This window comes from Providencia sp. AGC89 (genome assembly GCF_053543535.1).
In genome coordinates this window covers 43,096-66,491 of the sequence record NZ_JBIXLP010000046.1, presented here as the reverse complement: position 1 = coordinate 66,491, position 23,396 = coordinate 43,096, and the positions used below count along the sequence as shown (strand labels likewise).

Sequence of the window (23,396 nt, the reverse complement as noted above, 5' to 3'; positions counted from 1 at the left end):
CCTAATAGTCATCCTGCTAGAGTAGCTTCAATTTAGTTGATTATATCTTCATCAGACTGCAAGCGGCTGCGCTGTTGACTACATTCATTCACCTTAGTCACTTTGTTGATAGAGGCTTTATCGACGAGTTCATTTATTGGCTAGCGCTAACTTGAGTTATTTAGAGTATAGGGGGTATTGTAATGATAAATAACGATTTAATCTCTACTATAGTCAGGGACACTGAAACAGAACAACATAATGAGACTGATATTGAATCACCTTATATAGAATTAGAAATACGCAAAGAGATGATTAACCAGCTTAAATTAGCCCGCATTGCCAATAATTTAACCCAAGTCCAAATCGCTGAAAAAATGAAAACGCAAAAGCAAAATATTTCACGTTTAGAAAAAGGGCAATTTGACCCTAAGCTTGGCACATTACTAAAGTATGCAGATGCATTAGGCATGCGCCTTTCACTGAGCGTCACGGTCAAATAAGTTGAAAGGTACAGCGAATATTAATCATGCTGATATACCGTGATGATTTTGCTGCCGAGCACCTGTTCTAGTTGGTCGATAAAGCAGTCTTGTATGTCCCAATTATGGAAGCTAAAACCTAAATTTCCAAAAGCCCATTGTGGGTCAAAATTCCAACCGGAAAGTGGGGCATTGAAGTTGCAATTAAAACACCCAAGAATTTCAGGTCTCCCTTCGTACCAATCGGAAACGGTATCGCCCCATGCGTTACTATGTTCACTTTGTTCTTTGGCGCATTGTGGGCAATAAATACCAAGACCATTTCCCCCTGCGTGGAATACGGTGCGTTCGGTGACGATAGTTAAATAGTTTTTTAATGTCTCTTCAGGTAATTGAGTCGGTACTATCTCATCATTGACAACATAGAGAATTGGCTCTTTATAGGCGGGCGTTGGGCGATAAATGACTTCACCATATTCAATATGTTGAAAATGTGGGTCAATAATGCCTTGTTGCTTTAGCCAATTAAGTATGTGCTGCGCATGCTTAGGGGCATCTTCTAAGGGAATATCAGGGGCATCTTCTAAGGGAATATCAGGGGCAACAAGATGACAAATATCCATAATAACCTTTTATTGTTAAAAGCCATCAATAAGTAAGTCAATTGCGTGTTTAATCGTGTTTTGTTGGCAGTTCAAGTCAACGATTTCTTTCCCTAATAATGAATGAGGGACGCAAGCCATTTGGTGTGTCATTAAAACAAACACCTGCCCGTTGCTAAATAACTGGGGGTTAAGGCAAGTAGGTAATGGTTTTTTAGCTAGCCTGCTATCGAATAACGGGATGACTAAAAGAGTATTCAATATATCAATAATATTACTTTGAATGTCCAGTAAATATGGGTGTTTGACTGTATCTTCTCGATTTTGATAGAGGCAATATTGCATTAAAAACCCTTGTATTTATCTGAGAGTAATCCGTATTCTTCATTGTTCCTATTTAATTGATTAAAACCTTCGATATTTTCATTTTTCCACTTTTGTGCTTCTAGGCGTTTTAATTCAGCTTGTAAGGCACAAGTTAGTATTGCAGATAAGTTGAGTTTAGCCCGCCTTGCTTGTTCGCAGAGCTCAGGCGCTACAGTGATACTGATGTTTTTTTATTCTTTATTAATACGAAATATAGGATTATCTTCAGTGAGCGCTCATGTTTGCGAAGCTATTCGCAAGATTGCTGGCTTATTGCTCAATGGGCAAATAACCCCCTCGAAGTGTGTCTATTTTCCACCATTGATTTTCTTACACTCTGTCATGCTATGCGATAACTCGTATTTTAAAATGATGGAACAGATGTGTCCGACGAGAGTGATGTAGAAAAAACAGAAGAACCCACTCCCCATAAAAAGCAGAAAGCCAAAGATGATGGGCAAATAGTTCGTTCAAAGGAATTGAGCTCGTTAATGATGATGTTAGCGGGTATTAGCTTACTGTGGCTAAGTGGTGGGCATCTGGCAACTCAACTAAGACAAATAGCTCGCCAAGGGTTTATTTTTGATGGGCATTATTTACAAAATACGGGCTTAATGATCAGCTACTTAGCTAGGGTCGTTAGTGAGGCATTATTTGCTTTACTTCCGGTGATTGGTGGGTTGGCGCTCGTTGGGATTTCGGCTTCGTCACTGGTGGGCGGGCTAGTATTTAATAGCAAATTGATTAAGTTTGATTTGAAAAAACTTAACCCGTTGAAAGGGTTAAAACGTATTTTTTCAATGAATGCATTATCTGAGCTATTTAAAGCAATTTTGAAATCGTTATTTGTTGGGTTAGGGGCCTTTATATTTTTATGGGAAAGCTGGCCATCATTGCTGCATTTAGTGATGGAATCACCGATTACCGCCCTTAGTAATGCACTACAAAAAGTAATTTTTGCTGGCTACTTAATTGCCTTTTTACTGATCCCAATGGTGGCGTTTGATGTGTTTTACCAATTTCGCTCTCATTTGAAAAAATTAAGAATGAGCCGCCAAGAAATCAAAGATGAATTTAAACAGCAAGAGGGTGACCCCCAGATAAAAGCCAAAATTCGCCAGCAGCAACGTGCTATCGCGCGTAATAGGATGATGGCGGATGTCCCCAATGCGGATGTGATAGTCACCAACCCAACCCATTATGCGGTGGCGCTAAAATATGATGATAAAAGAATGGGAGCGCCAAAAGTATTAGCAAAAGGTGCCGGGGTTTTTGCTCAACGTATTAAAGAAATCGGTGAAGAACACCGAATATTGCAGTTAGAAGCACCGCCCTTAGCACGTGCATTATATCGCCATGCAGAGATAGGACAAAGTATCCCTGTTGCCTTATATGCTGCGGTAGCAGAAGTTTTAGCATGGGTTTACCAATTACGTCGTTGGCGTCGTGAAGGTGGGCTCAGACCGAAAAAACCGAAAAATTTACCAGTGCCACCAACACTGGACTTTGCTGGAGATAACAATCGAGATGGCTAATTTGGCTTCACTTTTAAAATTGCCGAAAAACTTACAAGGAACGCAGTGGCAAATACTTGCGGGTCCGGTTCTTATCTTATTGATTTTGTCGATGATGGTACTGCCATTGCCGGCATTTTTATTGGATTTATTGTTTACTTTTAATATCGCACTTTCCATCATGGTATTGCTAGTGGCGATGTTCACTAAACGGACCCTCGATTTTGCCGCGTTTCCAACCATCTTGTTATTCGCCACATTGTTACGTCTTTCCCTTAACATTGCTTCCACGCGGATTATTTTACTTGATGGTCATACAGGGCCAGACGCAGCAGGGCGAGTCGTTGAAGCATTTGGCCACTTTTTAGTCGGCGGTAATTTTGCTATCGGTATTGTGGTATTTATCATCCTAGTATTAATTAACTTTATGGTTATCACTAAAGGTGCGGGGCGCATTGCGGAAGTGGGCGCACGCTTCGTACTTGATGGTATGCCGGGTAAGCAAATGGCTATCGACGCAGACCTCAATGCTGGCATCATTAGTGATGACGAAGCGAAAAAACGCCGTGCCGAAGTAACCCAAGAAGCTGATTTTTACGGTTCAATGGACGGGGCGAGTAAGTTCGTCCGTGGCGATGCTATCGCGGGGATCATGATTATGGTGATTAACGTGATTGGAGGCTTAATTGTTGGGGTCGGTCAACATAATATGTCTCTGGGGGATGCGACCAGTGCCTATACCTTGTTAACCATCGGTGATGGTTTAGTCGCCCAAATTCCGGCATTAATTATTTCGACCGCGGCAGGGGTTATCGTCACTCGTGTTGCAACGGATGAAGATGTGGGTGAACAGATGGTCAACCAACTCTTCAATAACCCGCGAGTGATGTGGCTCAGTGCAGGGGTCCTTGGGCTAATAGGTTTAATACCTGGAATGCCTAACTTTGTTTTCCTGTTGTTTACTGCAGCGTTAGCGGCATTGGGTTGGTATCTAGTTCGTAAAGCTCAGCAACCGGAAAATGCCGCGGGGGACAACAACCAAGCACAACATTTTCAAGAAGCGAACAAAGTTGTTGAAGCAACGTGGGATGATGTGCAATTAGAAGACTTGTTAGCGATGGAGGTCGGGTATCGATTGATACCGCTCGTTGACAGTGAGCAGCAAGGTGAATTGCTGGGTCGCCTTCGTGGTTTACGTAAGAAATTCGCTCAAGAAGTAGGCTATTTGCCCCCTGTTGTCCATATTTGTGACAACCTAGCACTTTCCCCATGTGAATACCGTATTTTAATTAAAGGCGCTGAAGTTGGGCGTGGTGAAGCACAACCGGGGCGTAGTCTTGCTATCGACCCTGGTAATGCGGCGGGGTCATTGCAAGGTGATGAGACTAAAGAACCTGCATTTGGTTTACCTGCCGTTTGGATTGATGATGATTTACGTGAGCAAGCGCAAATTCAAGGCTATACGGTAGTGTCTGCGAGTACCGCGGTAGCAACGCATTTCAATCAAATTTTATTGCAAAACTCAAGCACGTTATTTGGTCGCCAAGAAGCACAAATGTTATATGACCGAGTGAAAAAAGAGATGCCAAAACTGGCTGATGACCTGATCCCCGATACCATCTCATTAACAATTTTGCACCGTGTTCTACAGAATTTATTAATGGAAGACGTAGTGATCCGCGATATGCGTACCATTATTGAAACACTAGCAGAAATGGCGGGGGAAAATGGCGAGCAAAAAGACACGGACTATTTAACTTCGCAAGTGAGAATTGCATTAGGCCGCGCTATTACTCAACAGTGGTTTGGTAATGCAGAAGAAATTCAAGTTATTGGTTTAGATGCGGGGCTTGAACAGATTTTATTGCAAGCGGCCAAAAATGGTGGGGGCTTAGAGCCTAACCTTGCGCAGTTTATTCAAACTCAAGCAGAACAAGCAATTTCTCACCAAGAAGCGATGGGGGCTCCTACAGTGTTATTAGTTAACCATGCTTTACGCCTAATTTTATCGCGTTTCTTACGCCGAAGTTTGCCGCAGTTAGTGGTGATGTCTAATTTAGAAATGACTGACCACCGTAAGATTAGAATGACTTCGATGATTAGTGGTAGCTAACCCTGTTGCGCCAACCTATATGGCCTGTAGGATAGGTATGTCATTGTTTTAAGGCATATACCGGAGGCGTATATTTGAACCCACGTTAAAGCGTAAAGAAAGTATGCAAGGTCACTCTTATTCGAGTGGCCTTTTCGCATTTGATAGCTGATTAAAATGAACTAATTTGTTTATGAGGGGAAACTGAATTAGGCCTTTATCAGAGGCTTCTTAGATGGGCTGCATATCAGGGGATAGCCAGCAGGTCGGTTAAATGGCGGTAGGTTTCCTTTAGTCGACTTAATGTTGAAGCTATATCAGGTCATTGAGTAAGCTGTCTGATAGGCTTTGAGATGATAAAAAAGGGTTTTTGAACTAGGCAGAACACAGCTTAAATCGAAATTTTTTTACCTAAAACAGGGCGTTTTGATTCTAAACCATCAGCACCATAAGTGGATTGGTTATTGTGTTTCTTTACAAAGTTTAGGCGTTGAGCATTGAGTTCTATATGTAATTGCAGCATTTGGTGGTTGCGATAGTTTAATTCTTTTAAGCTGGTTGTTAATACTTTAATCGCTTCCCATACACTGGCTAATTCAGTATTACCTTCATAAGGCGCGGTAATTTCTGCTTGTGATTCGAGTTGTAGCCGCTGGGTCTCCCCATGGCCTATCGCCGCAACAAGGAAACGTTTTTGTTCAGTCGTTTCCTGAAAAGGCGAAGGCGGAACACGCTGGTAACCTAATAGTAGTTCCTCATTTTTCATCACGATTTGCAATGATTGTAAATGAGCATGTTGCTGTTCTAGCAAGATTAATAGTTCATCAGTCATGGTAGTTATTTATTTCATTGATAACATGCACTCATGTGCATCACGTAAAATGCCATCAGCAATCTTTTCTGCATCCATTTTCAGGGTGCCATCTTTGATAGCTTGTTTAATTTGTTCAACTTTAGCGCTGTTAATATCGCTAGCTTGGGGCTGTAATAATTTTTTTTGCAGCTCACTCGGGACAAATGTACTTTCTTTAATGATTTCATTTGTCGAAATTTTTTTATCGCGCATCGGGGTAGCCGTATCTTGTGGGTCACGGTTTGTTACCTGAGTTAGCGCAGAAATTGCAGGTGTTTGCTCAATAGCCATAATGTGTTTTCCTGTTCCCGATTTTTATCATATGAGAGTTATCGGCGTATTTTGTGGGATCTTTAGTCTTTATAGTGTTACAAAATATTGCCTTTATTCGTCATATTTCAAGCCGCCTCTGCGTTAACTTACGCTCATTCGCACTAGTCACTTACTTATGTAAGCTCCTAGCGACTCATTCACTTGTCGCCTTGATGCGACTTGAACTATTTAGAATAAAGGTTCATTTTGAGTGAGTTGACATTAAGTACAGACTCGTCATATTCGGTCTTGATGGCATTTATTTTAATGCGATATTAACACTGCCATTCTCTTGTGCTAACCCATTGACTACTTGACCATTGAGTAATCTTACACGAATATTTTGCCCAATGGTGGCATTATTAATGGCTCTTCCTTCGTATTTCACTGAAAAATTTTCCCCATTAGCAAAGACAAATACGGTTTGACCTGCTTTTATTGCCCAAGGGAGTCGGATCATCGATTTGGTAAATGTTTGCCCCGCTGGGATATTACGAAGTGCTATTGCGCCGCGTAGTGCCATTTTATCAGTACTCGCTCCAGCGGGAAGCTTATGTAATAAGCCTTTTTTACTGCCAATATCCACAAACTCAATAGATTCACCACGATTTATATTACGTGTTGCAACGAAATATTGCCCCGTCACATTCACAATTAGCTGAATAAATTGTTTTTTCTTACCACACTGCACTGGAATAGATACATTTCCCATATTTCTGCCCCCAATAGGTGGACTGATTTGGGGTTTCTCACAGCTTGGCCAACGTTCAATCGGCGTTTTGATCTCAATAGAAACTTGGTTTTTTTTACCGTGAATTTGGCGGAAATAGTGATTGATATCTTGAGGTAATGAAGCTTGAGCAAGGCTAATGGTTAACCCTAATACACTAATTACAATGCTAAATGACAGCTTTTGACGATAACGCATGTAGGGATAGCCTCCTTGGTAAGCAAACTTTTTCACGATTGCAGTTTACGCAGGTCTTTAATAATGAATGAGCCAAATAGGTCAATTATTTTGCCTTTATCTTGCCATTAGATTTTTTAGTAGACGGCTAAGATATGCAGGTCGAATTTTAAATTATATGAGCGAATGTTCAGATTCAGGAGTCGCTTTATTTCCATTGAGGGCCATCATGATTGATAAATTAAATGCCACGTTTGCTTTTCAGCAGCAGGCGTTATCAATACGCGAAGCAAGGCAGACTGTTTTGGCTTCAAACATCGCAAATGCGGATACTCCGGGCTATCAAGCACGTGATATTGACTTTAATCGTCAACTTCAACAAGCAATGGACAAAGGTGTCGTTGGTTCAAAGGGCGTCACCCTTGCCGTGACAGCTAAAGGCCATATCGAAGGACGAGGCATTAAAGCGCCAAATTTAGACTTGAAATACCGTGTTCCTTATCAGACATCGATGGATGGTAATACGGTAGATATGGATATTGAACGTAGTCAATTCGCTGATAATACCCTGAAATATCAGGCTGATCTCACATTTATTAATAGCCGCGTTAAAAGTATGTTGGCTGTTCTACAGCAAGGGTAATAAGCATGGCGTTACTGAGTATTTTTGATATTTCTGCTTCTGCATTAACAGCGCAGTCTCAGCGTTTAAATGTCAGTGCAAGCAACATGGCAAACGCTGAAAGCGTCGCAGGACCGGACGGGCAGCCGTATCGTGCAAAGCAAGTGGTCTTTCAAATGGCACCACAAGGGCGCAATGAAGTGGGTGGTGTGCGTGTGAGTGAACTCATTGAAGACCCCGCACCGCCGCGTATGGAATATAAGCCTGGCCATCCACTGGCTGATGAAAAAGGTTATGTGCAAATGCCAAATGTCGACATGGTCGGGGAGATGATCAACACCATTTCGGCTTCTCGGAGTTATCAAGCCAACCTTGAAGTGATGAATACGGCAAAAACGTTATTGCAAAAGACATTAACAATAGGCCAGTAAGGGAGGTTTGTAATGGGAATTGCCGCCACAATGTACGACTCTTTGGATAATACTACAGCCGGTCCAGAGCCGGCTGCCAGTAATGTGCCAAAGAAAAGTCAAAGTGATGATATGCGTGACACATTTTTAAAGATGATTGTCACACAGATGCAAAACCAAGACCCTACTAACCCTATGGAAAATACCGACTTGACCAGTCAATTGGCACAAATCGCAACGCTTGAGAGTATGAATAAGCTAAGTGATAGCGTTAGTGGTATTTCCCAACAAATCGGTTCAGGGCAATCATTACAAGCCACTCAGCTTGTTGGCAAAGGTGTTCTTATTCCTCGCAACGAAATTATTTTAGCGCCACTTAAAAAAGAGAGCACTGGCGAAGATAGTTCAATCATTAAACCTTCAAATCCATTACCGGATGAGGGGATTAGCCCTGATAGTCCTTCAAACTTTGCACTGAGTGATAAAAGTGTGATGGGTGATGAAGGCGGCAGCGAAGAACCACAGTCCGAATTTATCTCATCTCCGTTTGGTTTCTTTTTGCCGAAATTGGCAGATAACGTTGAAATTACTATTCGCGATAAAAACAGAATGGTGGTACGCACCATTACTTATGATACCGAAGTCAAACCCGATATTTATGATATGGCTTGGGATGGTCGCGACAACAAAGGAAATCTAGTGGCAGATACAAAAGGGAAATATTACTTTGATGTGAAAGCCGTCAGAGCCGGAGCCGAAGTTGAAGTCACAAAACTAGGTTATACCCGCGTCAACGGCGTGACCCCAGGTTCTGACGCACCATTATTAGATGTTGGTATTGGGCAAAGTGTCCCCCTGAGCAGCATCTTCAAAGTTTATCCTTCATCTTAATTTATCCCCAATACTCATGGAGAAAATATGTCTTTTTCACAAGCAGTCAGTGGCTTAAATGCAGCATCAGCGGGGCTGGATTCAATTGGTAATAATATTTCCAACTCCGCGACCAATGGTTTTAAAGGGGCGACAACCTCTTTTGCCGATATGTTCGCAGGATCAGGCGTTGGTCTGGGTGTTAATGTTGCAGCAGTAACACAAAATTTTAAAGATGGCCCTATCACACGTACGGATAGACCAACGGATGTCGCTATTTCTGGCAATGGTTTTTTCCGTGTGCAAGACAAAAATGGCGATATTTACTATAGCCGTGATGGCCAGTTTTTACGTGATAAAAGCGGTAACTTAGTGAACAACCAAGGCATGATCGTCACAGGTTATCCGGCAGGTGTTGATGAGGACGGTAATGTTACTATTCAAAGTGGTGGTGTTCCTGCGGGAATTAACATTCCAACCGATATGATGGATGCTAAAAAATCAGACTTAGCCAAACTGACAGTTAACCTTAATTCAGAAGATAAAGTTAAAGATAAAAAGTTTGATATAACAAAACCTGATGATTCAGCAACTTATAATTTCAGTACCACAATGACTGCATTTGATAGTCAAGGTAATACTCACGAAATTTCAGTGTATTTTGTCAAAGAGTCTGACAATAACTGGACGGCTTATGCAAAAGATACTAACGACACAGAAGCTAAAAAATTAGGTGAATTAGAGTTTGACGGCAACGGCAAGCTAAAAGACGCTGATAAAGCCACATTTGCCTTTGCTTATAACGGGTTAAATGGGGCGGATAATGGAACGTTAAATGTCGATCTGAGTAAAACTCGCCAACAGAAAGTCAGTGAATCCTCGGTCAGTGCTATTGATGTAGATGGCTTTCCTGCCGGTGAATACACCACGTTTAAAATTGAAGATAACGGTTTAATTACTGCGAATTATTCTAACCAACAAAAACGTGTGGTAGGGCAAGTTGCGCTGTCTGCTTTTGCTAACCCGAATGGTTTAGTTTCTCAAGGTGGTAACGTTTGGGCCTCTTCAAATGCTTCAGGTAACCCAATGGATGGTGTCCCGGGTGTAGGGCAATACGGCAAATTAACCAGTGGTGCGCTGGAGTCTTCTAACGTGGACATGAGCCAAGAGTTGATCAGTATGATTGTGATGCAGCGTAATTATCAATCCAATGCGCAGACCATCAAAACGCAAGATCAAATGTTACAAACATTGGTTAACTTACGATAAACCGAGAGGGTGGGCATGGATCACGTCATTTATACTGCCATGGGTGGGGCGCGTCATGCGCTTGAAAACCAAGCGGTTGTTTCAAATAACATTGCTAATGTGTCAACGGCGGGCTTTAAAGCACAACTATCGGCAATGCGTGCTGTGCCCATTAACGGGGACAGCGAACCAACAAGGACACTGGTCGTTGCCTCAACACCCGGTGCAGATATGAGCCAAGGGCCACTGAACTATACAGGCAAGTCAACAGATGTGGCGTTAAATGACAAGCACTTTTTGGCTGTTGAACTTGCCGATGGCAGCGAAGCCTACACGCGTAACGGTAATATTCAGGTTTCGAGTGAAGGTGAGTTAATGATTGGCGAGCGTCGTTTACAAGGGGATGGTGGTCCTATTAATGTTCCGCCGAATGCCGAATTAACTATCGGCACAGACGGCACAGTGACAGCGCTATTGGCGACCGACCCCCCAACGATGCTAGGGCAGATTGGCCGTTTAAAAGTGGTTGAAGCACAGCCACAAGACCTACTTCGTGGGGAAGATGGGTTATTTCATTTATCACCTCAAGGCCAAGCGGCTAATGGCAATGTGCTTCCACAAAGTGAGCGCGCTATCGTTACCGCTGGTGTGATTGAGGGAAGTAACGTTAATGCTGCTGAAGCCATGGTTTCCATGATTGCCAATGCAAGGCATTTTGAAATGCAAATGAAAGTAGTCCGTAGTGCTGATGAAAATGCACAGCGGGCAAACCAATTGCTTGCCGTCAGCTAAATTCAGTAAGGAATTATTATGATCCGTTCATTATGGATTGCAAAAACAGGGCTTGATGCTCAACAAACCAACCTTGATGTTATTTCTAATAACTTGGCAAACGTCAGTACTAATGGTTTTAAACGCCAACGTGCCGTTTTTGAAGATTTAATGTATCAAAATATTCGCCAACCTGGCGCGATGAGCTCTGAGCAAACATCGTTACCGTCAGGGTTACAAATGGGTACGGGGGCTCGTCCCGTTGCCACAATGCGAGTTCACGCACAAGGTGCGTTAAACAAAACGGGTAATACCAACGATATCGCTATTCGAGGCCAAGGTTTCTTGCATGTACAAATGCCAGATGGTACCGACGCCTATACCCGCGATGGGGCATTGCAGCCCAACCAAGATGGCCAGCTTGTAACCTCAAGCGGTTACCAAATTGTCCCTGCGATTATGATCCCTGATAACGCAAACAGCATGTCAATTGCACGTGATGGTACGGTTTCTATCACCGTTTATGGTGATAATCAGCCGCAACAGATTGGTCAAATCACCTTAACTACTTTCATCAATGATGCAGGTTTAGAAAGTATGGGTGAAAACCTATATATGGAAACGGCAAGTTCAGGTGCCCCTAATGAAAGTGCTCCGGGAACGAATGGTGCAGGGTTGATTTATCAAAATATGCTAGAGACATCTAACGTCAATGTTGCCGAAGAGTTAGTGAATATGATCCAAACTCAACGTGCTTATGAAATTAATAGTAAGGCAGTATCCGCATCTGACCAGATGCTACAGCGTTTAACTCAGCTGTAATTGGTTTATTGAGCGGGAAAGACACAGAAAGGTAACTTGCAATCACGATGGTGAGTTACCTATGAGAGGGATCTCTTCGTGATGGTAGAACGTACACTGCAGCAAAAGAGTAGCATGATGATTGAAAGCAGCACGATTTCTCAACAGCAAAAAATAGCGTTGCAAACGCCTTTAATCGCAACCAAACAGGTGGGATTAGTCATTGCTTTGGTTTTGATTACCAGTGGCTGCGCACACATAAAATCACGTCCGTTAGTGGACACACAGACAACGGCAATTCCAAGTGCACCGACGGCACCTGCACCGAATGGCTCAATATTTCAAAGTGCTCAGCCGGCATATTATGGCTATCAGCCCCTATTTGAAGATAGGCGCCCTCGTAATGTTGGCGATATTTTGACTATCAATCTGCAAGAAAATGTCAGTGCTAGCAAAAACTCGTCTGCAAATGCGAATCGCACTGGGAAAACTGGTTTCTTGGCTGCGATACTGCCCGGCTTTATGCAAGGCTGGATTGGCGGTAAGAATACCGAACTCGATATTAAAGGTAATAGTGACTTTAGTGGTAAGGGCGGAGCGAATGCCAATAACACCTTTAAAGGGACGATTACCGTGACGGTAGACCAATTACTGGCGAACGGTAACTTACATGTCGTCGGTGAGAAGCGTATTGCCATTAACCAAGGAACGGAGTCGATCCGCTTCTCTGGCGTGGTTAACCCACGGACCATTGGGTCAGATAACCATGTAAGCTCCACACAGGTGGCGGATGCACGTATTGAATATGTGGGTGATGGTTACATCAATGAATCGCAAAACATGGGCTGGCTGCAACGCTTTTTCTTAAATGTTTCGCCTTATTAATTGAACATAAGAGAGAATAGCCGAGAGAACTCAATGAAAAACAAAGTATTAATTTTGCTATCGCTATTTTGCTGTTTTGTATTTGCAGCGCACAGTGAACGTATTAAAGATTTAACCACGGTTCAAGGGGTACGTGATAACGCATTAATCGGTTATGGACTTGTTGTCGGGCTCGATGGCACGGGTGACCAAACCATGCAAACCCCATTTACAACCCAAAGTTTAAATAACATGTTGTCGCAAATGGGGATTACGGTCCCCCCCGGTACTAACATGCAATTGAAAAATGTGGCAGCGGTGATGGTAACCGCAAAATTACCACCTTTTGCGCGTACTGGTCAGTCTGTGGATATCGTTGTTTCTTCAATGGGGAATGCAAAAAGCTTGCGGGGTGGAACATTATTGATGACGCCATTGAAAGGTGTTGATGGGCAAGTCTATGCCATGGCGCAAGGAAATATTCTGGTTGGTGGAGCTGGCGCAAGCGGTGGTGGTAGCAGCATTAAAGTGAATCAACTTAATGGTGGACGCATTACTGGCGGGGCAACGATTGAGCGTGAACTACCAAGTAACTTTGGGCAAAGTGGCGCAATTAACCTGCAATTAAACGAAGATAGCTTCACATTAGCGCAAGATATTGCAGATGCAATAAACCGTATGGGGGGAGTCGGTTCAGCTTCCGCGTTGGACTCGCGTACGGTTCAATTATTAGTTCCGGCTAACAACCGTGACCAAGTACGCTTTTTGTCTCGGGTACAGGAACTTAACGTGCGGACACCAATGGCAGAAGCAAAAGTGATCCTCAATTCACGGACCGGTTCAGTTGTCATTAACCGCAGTGTGACACTCGAAAGCTGTGCGGTGGCTCATGGTAGTTTAGCGGTTACCGTTGAAAGACAAACACAAGTCAGCCAACCTGATACCCCATTTGCAGGTGGGCAAACGGTCGTAACCCGTAACACCAATGTCGGTATACGCGACCAAGGTGGTTCATTGCAAAAAGTGAATGCGAGTGTGCAATTAAACCAAGTTATTCAGGCTTTAAATACTTTAGGTGCGACGCCAAACGATTTGATGTCAATATTGCAAGCTATGGAAAGTGCAGGTTGCTTGCGTGCAAAATTGGAGATCATCTAATGAGTGATATGCAGCTATTACAAGGTGCCGCGTTTGATTTACAGTCGCTAGGCCAGCTAAAAGGCGAACTGAATAAAAACCCAGAGCAAGGGCTGCGCCAAGTCACGCAGCAACTTGAGGCAACATTTGTCCAAATGATGCTAAAAAGTATGCGTGACGCATTACCCCAAGATGGTTTATTTTCCAGCGACCAAACACGTATGCTCACCAGTATGTATGACCAGCAAATCGCCCAAGATCTTTCACAAAAAGGCTTAGGTTTTGGTGAGATGATGTACCAACAGTTAACGCGCGAGCAAATAGAGCCTAATGTAGCGCTCAGCAATAGCATGTTACCGCTCGATGAAAAAGCCATCCAAACATTGCCACCATTTAATATGCAGCAGATGATGCGCCATTTTGCGCCTACGGGGGATACGCTTTCAGCACCATTTCAAAAAATCAAAGCGTTATCGCTTAACAGCAGTAATTTTATTCGTCGCTTAATTGAACCAGCAAAGGCTGCAAGTCAAAACAGTGGTATTTCACACTTTCTCGTCTTAGCGCAGGCGGCATTAGAAAGTGGTTGGGGACAGCGGGAAATTTTGAAAAGTGACGGTAAAACCAGCCATAACTTATTTGGTATTAAAGCTGGGAAAAACTGGCAGGGACCCGTCACTAATATCATGACAACCGAAGTCATTAATGGCAAAACAATAAAAATGCGCGATGACTTCCGAGTCTATGGTTCATACGAAGAAGCGATTGCTGATTATATCAGTCTATTAACCGAAAACCCGCGCTATAAAGATGTGAAAAAAGCGCCGACGCCTGAAATTGCTGCGCGTCGCTTACATCAAGCCGGTTACGCCACTGACCCAAGTTATTCAGACAAACTGATCACCTTGATTAACCAAATTCGCGGTCATCAACCGACAGCAAATACCTCGGCATCAAGGGCAGTGCAAGCCTATACCATAGACTTAAACGATATTTTTTAAAAACACGGAATTAATGCGAGTTTGGCCTAAACAATTACGCTGAATTTCCGATAACCAAATATGCTGTAAATAATTTGAGTTGCTTATCACTTTGATTGTGTCAGCCAATTAAAGGGGTCAGCATCTAGAACAGGAAAAGCTTATGCTGAACAATGTAATGAATAATGCGCTCAGTGGTGTGAACGCTGCACAAGGCGGGTTAAGTGTGATTTCTAACAACTTAGCGAACGCAGGTGTAGGTTACTATCACCGCCAAAGTGCTGTTTTCGGGGAGAATCCCGGTACGATGACACCTAATGGCTATTTTGGTAACGGCACTTATTTCAGCCATGTTCGCCGTGAGTTTGATGAATTTATCAATGCACAGTACAGCCAATCACGCGCTCGCAGCGGTGATTATGAGGCGTACGTTAAAAACTGTAATAAAGTCGATGATTTGCTTACTAATGATATTGAAGATATCTCCAGTAATATCGGTAGTTTTTTCACTTCATTAGATGCAGCAACCAGTGACGCCAGTGATAAAACATTGATTGACGTTTTCTTGGGCAATTCAAATGCGTTGGTAAGTCAATTTAAAGACGCTGATCGCCGTTTACAAGAAATGGAGCGGGATATTAATCACCAAATCGAAAATAAGGTGAAAGATATCAATACATATGCGGAAAAAATTGCTGGTCTAAACCAGCAGATCTCCCGTGTACGTTCAGTGAGCGGTTCTGAACCTAATGATTTATTGGATGTGCGTGATCGCTTAGTAAATGAAGTTAACTCGTTAGTTGGGGTTAAGGTCATTGAACAAAACGGCAACTATAATGTGACGTTTGCCAATGGTTTACCGCTGGTGACTGGCGAAAAAGCTAACCGTTTAGAAGCAGTCCCTTCATCAAAAGACGATAGCCGTTTTAGTATCGGTTTTGTGGGAGCAAATGGCCAAGCGCGTGAAATCCCAGATGGGTCATTTCGTGGGGGAGAGCTAAGCGGTATTTTGCGTTCTCGTCAGGAAGTGATTGACCCGGCTTATCAAAAACTCAATAAATTAGCATTAGTTTTTGCAACGAAATTCAATGAAGTTCATAGCAAAGGCTATGATGCCAATGGTAATACGGGTAAAGACTTTTTTGAGATTGGTAAAGGCAGCGTTGTTAGCAATACTCATAATGGCGGTAAAGCGGATTTCGATTTGAGCTATAGCGATGTCTCTAAGGTGACAGGCAATAACTATGAAATGCGTTTTGATGGTAGCGAATGGAATGTCACTCGCTTACCTGAAGGCATTAAAGTTTCGGTAGATGATTCAACCGCAGGCACACTGAAATTTGATGGTATAGAAGTCAAAATAAGCAATAGCCAAGGCATGACAAAAGGTGATTCTTTCCTTGTTAAGCCTGTGAGCGGTGTTATCAACGGTATGCAAACATTGATTAGTGATGCATCGGGCTTTGCTGCCGCGGGGAGTAAAGATAGTGGCCCAGGTGATAATGAAAATATTAAAGAGCTGGTTAAATTACAAGACCAAAAACTGATTGATGGCGGCTCGACCTTCTCTGATTTCTACGCAACCTTAGTCAATGATGTCGGTAGTAAAACTAAACAAGCCCAAATTGATTCGGAAACACAAAATAAAATGACTGAGAGCTTTTATGCCCAAGAGCAGGCTATCTCAGGCGTGAATATGAATGAAGAAAGTATTCAAATGCAGAAGATCCAGCAGTTTTTTAATGCGAATGCGCAAGTATTAAAAACGGTGGATGATTTGTTTAATGCGTTGATGCGTGCATTCTAAGTTTTAGCAATATAATAAGGGTTTAGCGATGCGTTTAAGTACAAATATGATTTATCACCAACGCCTGCAAGATATGAATAATGCTCAGGCGCGTTGGATGGATGCAGGTAGCCAATTAGCCTCGGGTAAGCGCGTGAGTAAACCGTCTGATGACCCTCAAGCCTCATCACAAGCGGTGCGAATTAGCCAATCAGAAAACCGTAACCAGCAATATGTCGCAAGCCGTGGGTTTGCAAAAACGGGCATGACATTGCAGATGAGTATTTTGACTCAAATGACGGATGTGACCACACAAATTGATACCACTATCATTCAAGCTTCTAACCAAGGTGCTTTAAGTGATAAAGACCGTCATTCACTGGCAGAGCAGTTAACAGGTTTAAAAGAACAACTGGTGGGATTAGGTAATACAACGGATGGTAATGGCCGTTATATTTTTGCTGGTTTTAAATCGGATAAGCCCCCGTTTGAAATTGACGCTGATGGTAATGTGTTGTACCACGGCGGTGATAAACCGATTATGCAAAATGTCGCTAGTGACCGAGAAATGACCACCTATTTTACGGGTGCGCAAGTTTTTGAGACGGGCAGCGATAATGTTGTTAATGTTTTCAAAGCGTTGAATGCAGGTATTGATGCGCTGAAAATTCCACAACAAGATGCGCCTCAAGCTGATTTAGACCGCGCTCAAGCAGGGATGGATGAAGCTAACCGTGGAATTAAAGCAGCGCTTGACCAAATTTCTAATATTGAAGCGAAACAAGGCTTACAACTGCAAGAAATTGATAAATTAGATTTCTTGGCAGATACCCGTTCGATTCAAAATGCAGCTCGTAAAAGTGAGCTGCTTGAGACCAACTGGACGGGCACTACGACGGATTACTATAAAGAAAAGGCGATGTTTGATGCATCCCAAAGTATTTTTAAAGATTTAAACAGTATGTCACTTTTTGGTAGCCGTTAATAAATTAAAGGTTTAATTTTACTCACCGCGCTTTGGAGTGATTCGAGCGCGGTTTTTTTTATTTTGAGGTACTTATATTTACGCACTATTTTTGTTTAGTGCATATTGCATAAATCCCGATTTGTTTTACCCTAGTTTGACCTTTATTTTTTGCTATTTAAAAAATTAATTATTAAACAATAAGTTAGGATACCCTCCCAAAACAAAGGTATTTTGGCGTTTATAAAGCTAGTACATTGTTTTCCTTTGTTTTATCTTATTTAACTAATAGTTCACTGCCATGCAGGCAGCTTAGAAACGAACCAGAGAACGTGATAATTTCATACCGTCGTTCACTGCCATGCAGGCAGCTTAGAAAAAACGCAGGTGTAGAGTTGCCCGCACCGTTATGTTCACTGCCATGCAGGCAGCTTAGAAACGATGCAAATCGTGTTACTCGACTGAATAAAAGTTCACTGCCATGCAGGCAGCTTAGAAAACAATAACGATATTTACCCTGATAATTCTGATGTTCACTGCCATGCAGGCAGCTTAGAAATGTTTGCATGCCGACAAGTATTTTTGATGGAAGTTCACTGCCATGCAGGCAGCTTAGAAATCATCACTACTTGATCATATGCACCGCTGCATGTTCACTGCCATGCAGGCAGCTTAGAAAATCAACTTTTTCAATCATATTGAGTAAATCAAGTTCACTGCCATGCAGGCAGCTTAGAAAATATCAAACATTTTTTTGCTTTTTCGGAATTGTGTTCACTGCCATACAGGCAGCTTAGAAAAATAGAAAAAGTGGAGTTACTTATACGAACTCGTTCACTGCCATACAGGCAACTTAGAAATCAGAAAAATCTAAGCTATCAGGTTGCCGCTTGTTCACTGCCATACAGGCAGCTTAGAAATACCGTTTCAGAACTAGCACCCAGTGTTGATGGTTCACTGCCATGCAGGCAGCTTAGAAACGAAGTGGAAAAGAAAAGAGCAACTATTGATTGTTCACTGCCATACAGGCAGCTTAGAAAGGAACTAACGCGGCTACGCCATAAATTATCGTGTTCACTGCCGTACAGGCAGCTTAGAAATCATGCTGATGAATGGGATCAGGATGTTCTCTGTTCACTGCCGTATAGGCAGCTTAGAAATCTTCATTGCATCCCTGCGAGTTAAATTAATCGTTCACTGCCATAAAGGCAGCTAAAAAACAGCCAAGGAGTTATTTTTACTGGATATTCTGTGAAACCCCTCGCAAATTTGGCTTTAGTGATAATTTAAGGCTTGTTTCATTGGTTAAAGCTTATTCTAATAAGATTGATTCAAAAAACTTATTATTTAAGGAAGAATTCAACTGCTTATGGATGACTTTTCACCTAGTGACTTAAAAACCATCTTACATTCCAAGCGCGCTAACATGTATTACTTAGAGCATTGTCGAGTGATGCAAAAAGATGGTCGAGTGTTGTATTTCACAGAGGCAAAAAATGAAAACCTCTATTTCAATATCCCTATTGCAAATACAACAGTTTTGTTACTTGGTACAGGAACATCAATTACCCAAGCCGCAATGAGAATGTTATCTCAAGCGGGGGTACTAGTTGGGTTTTGTGGGGGTGGTGGTACACCTCTGTATATGTCTACAGAAGTAGAATGGATGACACCACAAGGCGAATATCGGCCAACGGAATATTTACAAAGCTGGTTATCGTTTTGGTTTAATGATGAAAAAAGGTTAGCCGCGGCTAAGGTATTACAACAGTCGCGTATCACATACCTACAGAAAGTTTGGCAAAGCTCTCGTGAATTACAGAATGAAGGGTTTGTATACCAAGACAGCACGATTCAATCCGCATTAAAGGCCTTCCATAATCGCACTATCGCTGCTCAAGATACACAAGAACTACTGCTTACAGAAGCTCAGTTAACTAAAACCTTGTATAAATACGCTGCTAATAATACAGGGCAAAAAAATTTCACTCGTCAACACCAAGCTGTTGATAAAGCGAATTCTTTTTTAAACCATGGTAATTATCTGGCTTATGGGTTAGCCGCAAGTTGCCTATGGGTACTGGGTATTCCCCATGGTTTTGCAGTAATGCATGGTAAAACTCGTCGTGGCGCTTTAGTCTTTGATATCGCAGATTTAATTAAAGATGCGGTTGTTTTACCGTGGGCATTTATTTGCGGTAAAGAGGGGGCAACAGAGCAAGAGTTTCGCCAGCAAATATTGCAATCATTTGTTGACCATCAATCCCTTGATTTTATGTTCGATGTAGTTAAATCTTTGGCATTACAACAAAACGAGGCACAACAACAGGTTACTCAGCTATGATGGTAACCTTTATTTCTCAGTGTGAAAAGCACGCGTTAAAGCGGACTCGGCGGGTACTAGATGCATTTGCTAACCGAATTGGTGATAACACATGGCAAACCTTGATCACCCAAGAAGGGTTGCATACAGTACAAAAATTACTGCGCCGCAGCGCCAGTCGCAATACAGCTGTAAGCTGCCATTGGATACGTTCTCGCTCTCGCAGCCAATTATTATGGGTAGTGGGAAGAAAAAACAAATTCAATGAACAAGGTTATGTTCCAGTGAACCGAACAGAAAAATCCTTACTGGGTAGTGAGCAAGGAAATGATTGGAAGTATTTGCCGTTAATTAATGGATTTGTTCGTTTAGCCGCTTTGTTACATGACTGGGGAAAAGCCTCACAATTGTTTCAAGATAAATTAAACCCCGCGTCAAACATGCGTTTTAAAGGCGACCCGCTGCGCCACGAATGGGTATCTTCACTGCTATTTAGTGCATTGGTAAAAAGCCAGAAAGAACCGAATAGTGACGAAAATTGGTTGGATGCATTAATCACTTCATCATGGCATGAGCAACAATTACAGTCGTGGATGAAGGGAAAAAATCAACTGGAAAAACCACTAAACCAACTACCTGATGCAGCTTCATTGCTGGTTTGGTTGATTGTTTCCCATCACAGGTTACCCTTTTTGGCTAATAAAACAGAGCGTCTACAATATGCAGATCAACCCTGTAACTCATTAGCTCAATTATTAGATATTGTTGATAAACAATGGGGATACCAAAATCTCTATGATGCTTCAGAATATGCGCAACGCATTCAGCAATGCTTTGAATTCCCTCATGGCTTATTAAGTGAGTCAAAAGTTTGGCGTCAAGCCCTAAGTCAAGCGGCAGAACACCTTAAACACCAACTTCCGTTATTTGATGAAGCGCTAAGCAATGGTTGCTGGCGATTAGTTGCTGAACAAGCACGCTTGTGCTTGATGCTGGGAGATCACAATTACTCCTCAAAGGAGGCAGACCCAACATGGCAATCAAATATGGCGTTATATGCCAATACCCAGCGCGTGAATGGGCAAACTGCATACAAGCAACGGCTTGATGAACACTTGGTTAATGTGGCTAATATTGCGGCAAATATTACGGAGTACTTGCCATTCTTTGTCATAGAACCCCCTGTAGCGAGTGACATTAACTTACTGAAACAGCATAAAAATGCCTCAGGGCAATTTAGTTGGCAGGAAGATGTGGTTAATACCATTGAGCAATATCGAGAACAGCAACAAGATAAAACGGAAGGGTATTTTGTTGTCAATATGGCAAGTACGGGCTGCGGTAAGACGGTTGCCAACGCTAAAATTATGCAAGCGTTATCGGAGGATAAACAAAGCTTGCGGTTTATTCTTGCGTTGGGCCTCAGAGCTCTTACATTGCAAACAGGGGATGAGTATCGTACTCGCTTAGGCATAAAAGATGACAACCTTGCAGTATTAATTGGCTCTAAAGCCGTTTTAGACCTTCATCAAGAAGATAAACAAAAAACAATTCAACAAGAGCTCCAATTAGCAGAATTTGGTTCTGAGTCCCAAGACCGCCTTTTTGATGATGAAGGGCTTGAATTAAATTGGTCAGAAGAAAAATGGCAAGGTAGTTTACCAGAAGAAGAGTTGGCTACTGTATTGACGCGGCCTAAAGATAGAGCTTTGCTTTATGCCCCTATTTTAGCTTGTACCATTGACCATATTATGGGGGCGACGGAAACCCTGAGAGGTGGTCGCTATATTCTTCCCTATCTTCGATTAATGTCATCTGACTTAGTTATTGATGAAATTGATGATTTTACAGGGAATGACCCCGTAGCTATTGGGCGGCTTGTTTATCTCGCAGGGGCCTTGGGGCGTAAAGTTATGATTTCATCAGCCACTATCCCCCCAACACTTGCTGTTTTTTATTTTAATGCTTACCAACAAGGTTGGCATATTCATGCGCTCAGCCATCAAAAATCCTTAAAAGTCGGTTGTGTTTGGGTGGATGAGGGGCAGTATGATGAGAAAAAAGATAAATGCATACATGCATGCCAAATCGCAACCATTACCACAGCCGATGATGAATTAACGGTCAGTCATTATCGCCAGTACCATAACAATTTTATAGAAAAACGTGTAAAGGCATTGCGGGCGCTGGTTGCTCGCCGAAAAGCCTTTATCTTGCCGATACAAAAAGAACAAGGTAAAGACTTACAAACTCAGTATTTTGCTCACATTCAGCAAGCTATTCTTAGATTGCATCAGGCTCACGCCTATTCTGAGAGGGAAACCCAGTTGCAAGTTTCCTTTGGGGTTGTGCGTGTTGCTAATATTCCAGTTTGTGTTGCATTGACTCACTATTTACTGGCGGCACAATGGCCTGAAGAGGTGGAAATTCGTACTATGGCCTACCATAGCCAACAGGTACTACTTTTACGTCATGAGCAAGAAAAACACCTTGATGGCGTATTGAAACGTAAGGAAAAAGAAGGAGAGCAGCCTGAAGCATTCCAAAACCCTATTGTTAGGCAGCATTTAGACCAAGCCCACCGAAATGGGAAAGCTAAACATCTTATTTTTATTTTAGTGGCAACACCGGTGGAGGAAGTCGGGCGTGATCATGACTTTGATTGGGCCGTTATTGAACCATCATCTTACCGCTCAATCGTACAGATGGCGGGGCGGGTTCGTCGGCACCGTGCGGGTGAAGTGGCGAGCCCTAACATCGTTTTACTGCAATATAACTGGGTCGCTTTTCAAGGGAATAATCAACGAGATGCATTTTCCAAACCAGGTTATGAAAATCGCAATCTAAACCTTAGCTTATCAACTTATAACCTATCTGAGCTGGTGGATGAATCACAGCTACTTAAATCTGTTGATGCCATTCCTAGAATACAGCCCATTACAGGTTGGAAAACTCAGCAAACAACTAATTTAGCCTGTTTAGAACATGCATCAATCGAACGGCTGATGGGCGATGTATCCACCGCTAAGCCTGCTAAGGCAGCCGTAAGAACACGCTCTACATTTTTATCAAGCGCAGTACTTCCTAAAAACCGCCCGACCACGCTATGGGGGTATACCAGTGGGGGGTGGTGGATGACGGCACTTCCTCAGCAGTTTGCGTCATTTAGGGAAAGTGAACCGACCAGACGGGTATCCTTAATCTTATCAGCAAAAAATAGACTTCACTTTTGTGAGTACGACAAAGACAGTGGTTGGGTCACGAAGGAGGATGAGTATGGAATTGGTTTTCAACCACTTGCCGAACCATTAAAACAGCGCTTATGGCTCATCCGAGACTATCAGCAATCATTGGCGAGCCGAGAAAATGAATATCAGCAAGCAGAGCAGCTTTCAAAACGGTATGGCGAAATTAGTTTCTTACCGCGTAAAAGTAGCGGAGTTTTTTACCACTATAACGACCAAATGGGGCTCAGCACATTTAAGGTTTTTGAATAGAAACTTAAGTCACAAG

The 23,396-nt window shown here is 42.5% G+C and carries 22 protein-coding genes and 1 CRISPR repeat array; of the genes, 16 read left to right on the top strand and 6 right to left on the bottom strand.

Annotated elements, in window-relative coordinates:
• Nucleotides 1-182: 182 nt before the first annotated feature.
• Nucleotides 183-482: a helix-turn-helix transcriptional regulator gene (locus tag ACIPUA_RS07665; protein WP_042844276.1), complete on the top strand. Its 300-nt coding sequence runs from the start codon at nucleotides 183-185 to the stop codon at nucleotides 480-482.
• A gap of 20 nt (nucleotides 483-502) precedes the next feature.
• Here ACIPUA_RS07665 and ACIPUA_RS07660 read toward each other — a convergent pair whose 3' ends face one another.
• The 3 genes from ACIPUA_RS07660 to ACIPUA_RS07650 are packed head-to-tail and all read right to left on the bottom strand — an operon-like array spanning nucleotide 503 to nucleotide 1,608.
• On the bottom strand, nucleotides 503-1,084 hold the full coding sequence (locus tag ACIPUA_RS07660; protein ID WP_449059529.1) for a hypothetical protein: 582 nt from the start codon (nucleotides 1,082-1,084) through the stop codon (nucleotides 503-505).
• Between the two features lie 15 nt (nucleotides 1,085-1,099).
• Nucleotides 1,100-1,408, bottom strand: coding sequence for a CcdB family protein (locus tag ACIPUA_RS07655; protein ID WP_129465771.1), 309 nt, complete (start codon nucleotides 1,406-1,408; stop codon nucleotides 1,100-1,102).
• Nucleotides 1,408-1,608 (bottom strand): type II toxin-antitoxin system CcdA family antitoxin, encoded by a 201-nt coding sequence (locus ACIPUA_RS07650; RefSeq protein ID WP_238563506.1) that lies wholly within the window; start codon nucleotides 1,606-1,608, stop codon nucleotides 1,408-1,410. The genes ACIPUA_RS07655 and ACIPUA_RS07650 overlap by 1 nt, the downstream gene beginning before the upstream one ends.
• A gap of 204 nt (nucleotides 1,609-1,812) precedes the next feature.
• On the opposite strand from ACIPUA_RS07650, the gene flhB reads away from it, so the two are divergent.
• Together flhB and flhA are read left to right on the top strand one after the other, a co-directional pair.
• Complete coding sequence (gene flhB / locus ACIPUA_RS07645) at nucleotides 1,813-2,964, top strand: flagellar biosynthesis protein FlhB (protein WP_449059528.1); 1,152 nt, start codon at nucleotides 1,813-1,815, stop codon at nucleotides 2,962-2,964.
• A complete protein-coding gene (gene flhA, locus ACIPUA_RS07640; protein ID WP_042844272.1) occupies nucleotides 2,957-5,056 on the top strand; it encodes a flagellar biosynthesis protein FlhA in 2,100 nt (699 codons plus the stop codon). The genes flhB and flhA overlap by 8 nt, the downstream gene beginning before the upstream one ends.
• A gap of 370 nt (nucleotides 5,057-5,426) precedes the next feature.
• Here the strand turns inward: flhA and ACIPUA_RS07635 are convergent, their stop codons facing one another.
• The 3 genes from ACIPUA_RS07635 to flgA form a co-directional block, all read right to left on the bottom strand.
• Nucleotides 5,427-5,867, bottom strand: coding sequence for a flagella synthesis protein FlgN (locus ACIPUA_RS07635; RefSeq protein ID WP_042844271.1), 441 nt, complete (start codon nucleotides 5,865-5,867; stop codon nucleotides 5,427-5,429).
• A gap of 9 nt (nucleotides 5,868-5,876) precedes the next feature.
• A complete protein-coding gene (flgM, locus tag ACIPUA_RS07630) occupies nucleotides 5,877-6,179 on the bottom strand; it encodes a flagellar biosynthesis anti-sigma factor FlgM (protein WP_042844270.1) in 303 nt (100 codons plus the stop codon).
• A 280-nt stretch (nucleotides 6,180-6,459) separates the two neighbouring features.
• Nucleotides 6,460-7,128: a flagellar basal body P-ring formation chaperone FlgA gene (flgA, locus tag ACIPUA_RS07625; protein WP_131679912.1), complete on the bottom strand. Its 669-nt coding sequence runs from the start codon at nucleotides 7,126-7,128 to the stop codon at nucleotides 6,460-6,462.
• Nucleotides 7,129-7,336: 208 nt separating this feature from the next.
• Between flgA and flgB the strand changes: the two genes are divergently transcribed.
• The 13 genes from flgB (at nucleotide 7,337) to cas3f (ending at nucleotide 23,380) form a co-directional block, all read left to right on the top strand.
• On the top strand, nucleotides 7,337-7,750 hold the full coding sequence (gene flgB / locus ACIPUA_RS07620; RefSeq protein WP_042844268.1) for a flagellar basal body rod protein FlgB: 414 nt from the start codon (nucleotides 7,337-7,339) through the stop codon (nucleotides 7,748-7,750).
• Between the two features lie 5 nt (nucleotides 7,751-7,755).
• Entirely contained in the window at nucleotides 7,756-8,160 is a 405-nt protein-coding gene (gene flgC / locus ACIPUA_RS07615; RefSeq protein ID WP_042844266.1) for a flagellar basal body rod protein FlgC, read from the top strand.
• Between the two features lie 12 nt (nucleotides 8,161-8,172).
• Nucleotides 8,173-9,030, top strand: coding sequence for a flagellar hook assembly protein FlgD (locus ACIPUA_RS07610; RefSeq protein WP_048606788.1), 858 nt, complete (start codon nucleotides 8,173-8,175; stop codon nucleotides 9,028-9,030).
• Between the two features lie 27 nt (nucleotides 9,031-9,057).
• Nucleotides 9,058-10,278 carry a flagellar hook protein FlgE gene (flgE, locus tag ACIPUA_RS07605; RefSeq protein ID WP_048606790.1) on the top strand — a complete coding sequence of 407 codons (1,221 nt, stop codon included), beginning with the start codon at nucleotides 9,058-9,060 and terminating at the stop codon, nucleotides 10,276-10,278.
• 15 nt (nucleotides 10,279-10,293) lie between these two features.
• The gene (locus tag ACIPUA_RS07600; RefSeq protein ID WP_042844263.1) at nucleotides 10,294-11,049 is read left to right on the top strand and encodes a flagellar basal body rod protein FlgF; all 756 of its coding nucleotides are present in this window, start codon (nucleotides 10,294-10,296) and stop codon (nucleotides 11,047-11,049) included.
• Between the two features lie 18 nt (nucleotides 11,050-11,067).
• On the top strand, nucleotides 11,068-11,850 hold the full coding sequence (gene flgG, locus ACIPUA_RS07595; protein WP_042844262.1) for a flagellar basal-body rod protein FlgG: 783 nt from the start codon (nucleotides 11,068-11,070) through the stop codon (nucleotides 11,848-11,850).
• An 81-nt stretch (nucleotides 11,851-11,931) separates the two neighbouring features.
• Nucleotides 11,932-12,714 (top strand): flagellar basal body L-ring protein FlgH, encoded by a 783-nt coding sequence (locus tag ACIPUA_RS07590; RefSeq protein ID WP_173424802.1) that lies wholly within the window; start codon nucleotides 11,932-11,934, stop codon nucleotides 12,712-12,714.
• A 33-nt stretch (nucleotides 12,715-12,747) separates the two neighbouring features.
• The gene (locus ACIPUA_RS07585) at nucleotides 12,748-13,851 is read left to right on the top strand and encodes a flagellar basal body P-ring protein FlgI (RefSeq protein ID WP_042844261.1); all 1,104 of its coding nucleotides are present in this window, start codon (nucleotides 12,748-12,750) and stop codon (nucleotides 13,849-13,851) included.
• Entirely contained in the window at nucleotides 13,851-14,831 is a 981-nt protein-coding gene (flgJ, locus tag ACIPUA_RS07580; protein ID WP_048606792.1) for a flagellar assembly peptidoglycan hydrolase FlgJ, read from the top strand. The genes ACIPUA_RS07585 and flgJ overlap by 1 nt, the downstream gene beginning before the upstream one ends.
• 142 nt (nucleotides 14,832-14,973) lie before the next feature.
• Entirely contained in the window at nucleotides 14,974-16,617 is a 1,644-nt protein-coding gene (gene flgK, locus ACIPUA_RS07575; protein WP_449059527.1) for a flagellar hook-associated protein FlgK, read from the top strand.
• A 28-nt stretch (nucleotides 16,618-16,645) separates the two neighbouring features.
• Entirely contained in the window at nucleotides 16,646-17,581 is a 936-nt protein-coding gene (flgL, locus tag ACIPUA_RS07570; RefSeq protein WP_210786961.1) for a flagellar hook-associated protein FlgL, read from the top strand.
• A 270-nt stretch (nucleotides 17,582-17,851) separates the two neighbouring features.
• Nucleotides 17,852-18,780: a CRISPR direct-repeat array (repeat unit 28 nt; unit sequence GTTCACTGCCATGCAGGCAGCTTAGAAA).
• A 149-nt stretch (nucleotides 18,781-18,929) separates the two neighbouring features.
• A complete protein-coding gene (gene cas1f, locus ACIPUA_RS07565; protein ID WP_042844257.1) occupies nucleotides 18,930-19,904 on the top strand; it encodes a type I-F CRISPR-associated endonuclease Cas1f in 975 nt (324 codons plus the stop codon).
• Nucleotides 19,901-23,380 (top strand): type I-F CRISPR-associated helicase Cas3f, encoded by a 3,480-nt coding sequence (gene cas3f, locus ACIPUA_RS07560; RefSeq protein WP_449059526.1) that lies wholly within the window; start codon nucleotides 19,901-19,903, stop codon nucleotides 23,378-23,380. The genes cas1f and cas3f overlap by 4 nt, the downstream gene beginning before the upstream one ends.
• Nucleotides 23,381-23,396 lie beyond the last annotated feature (16 nt).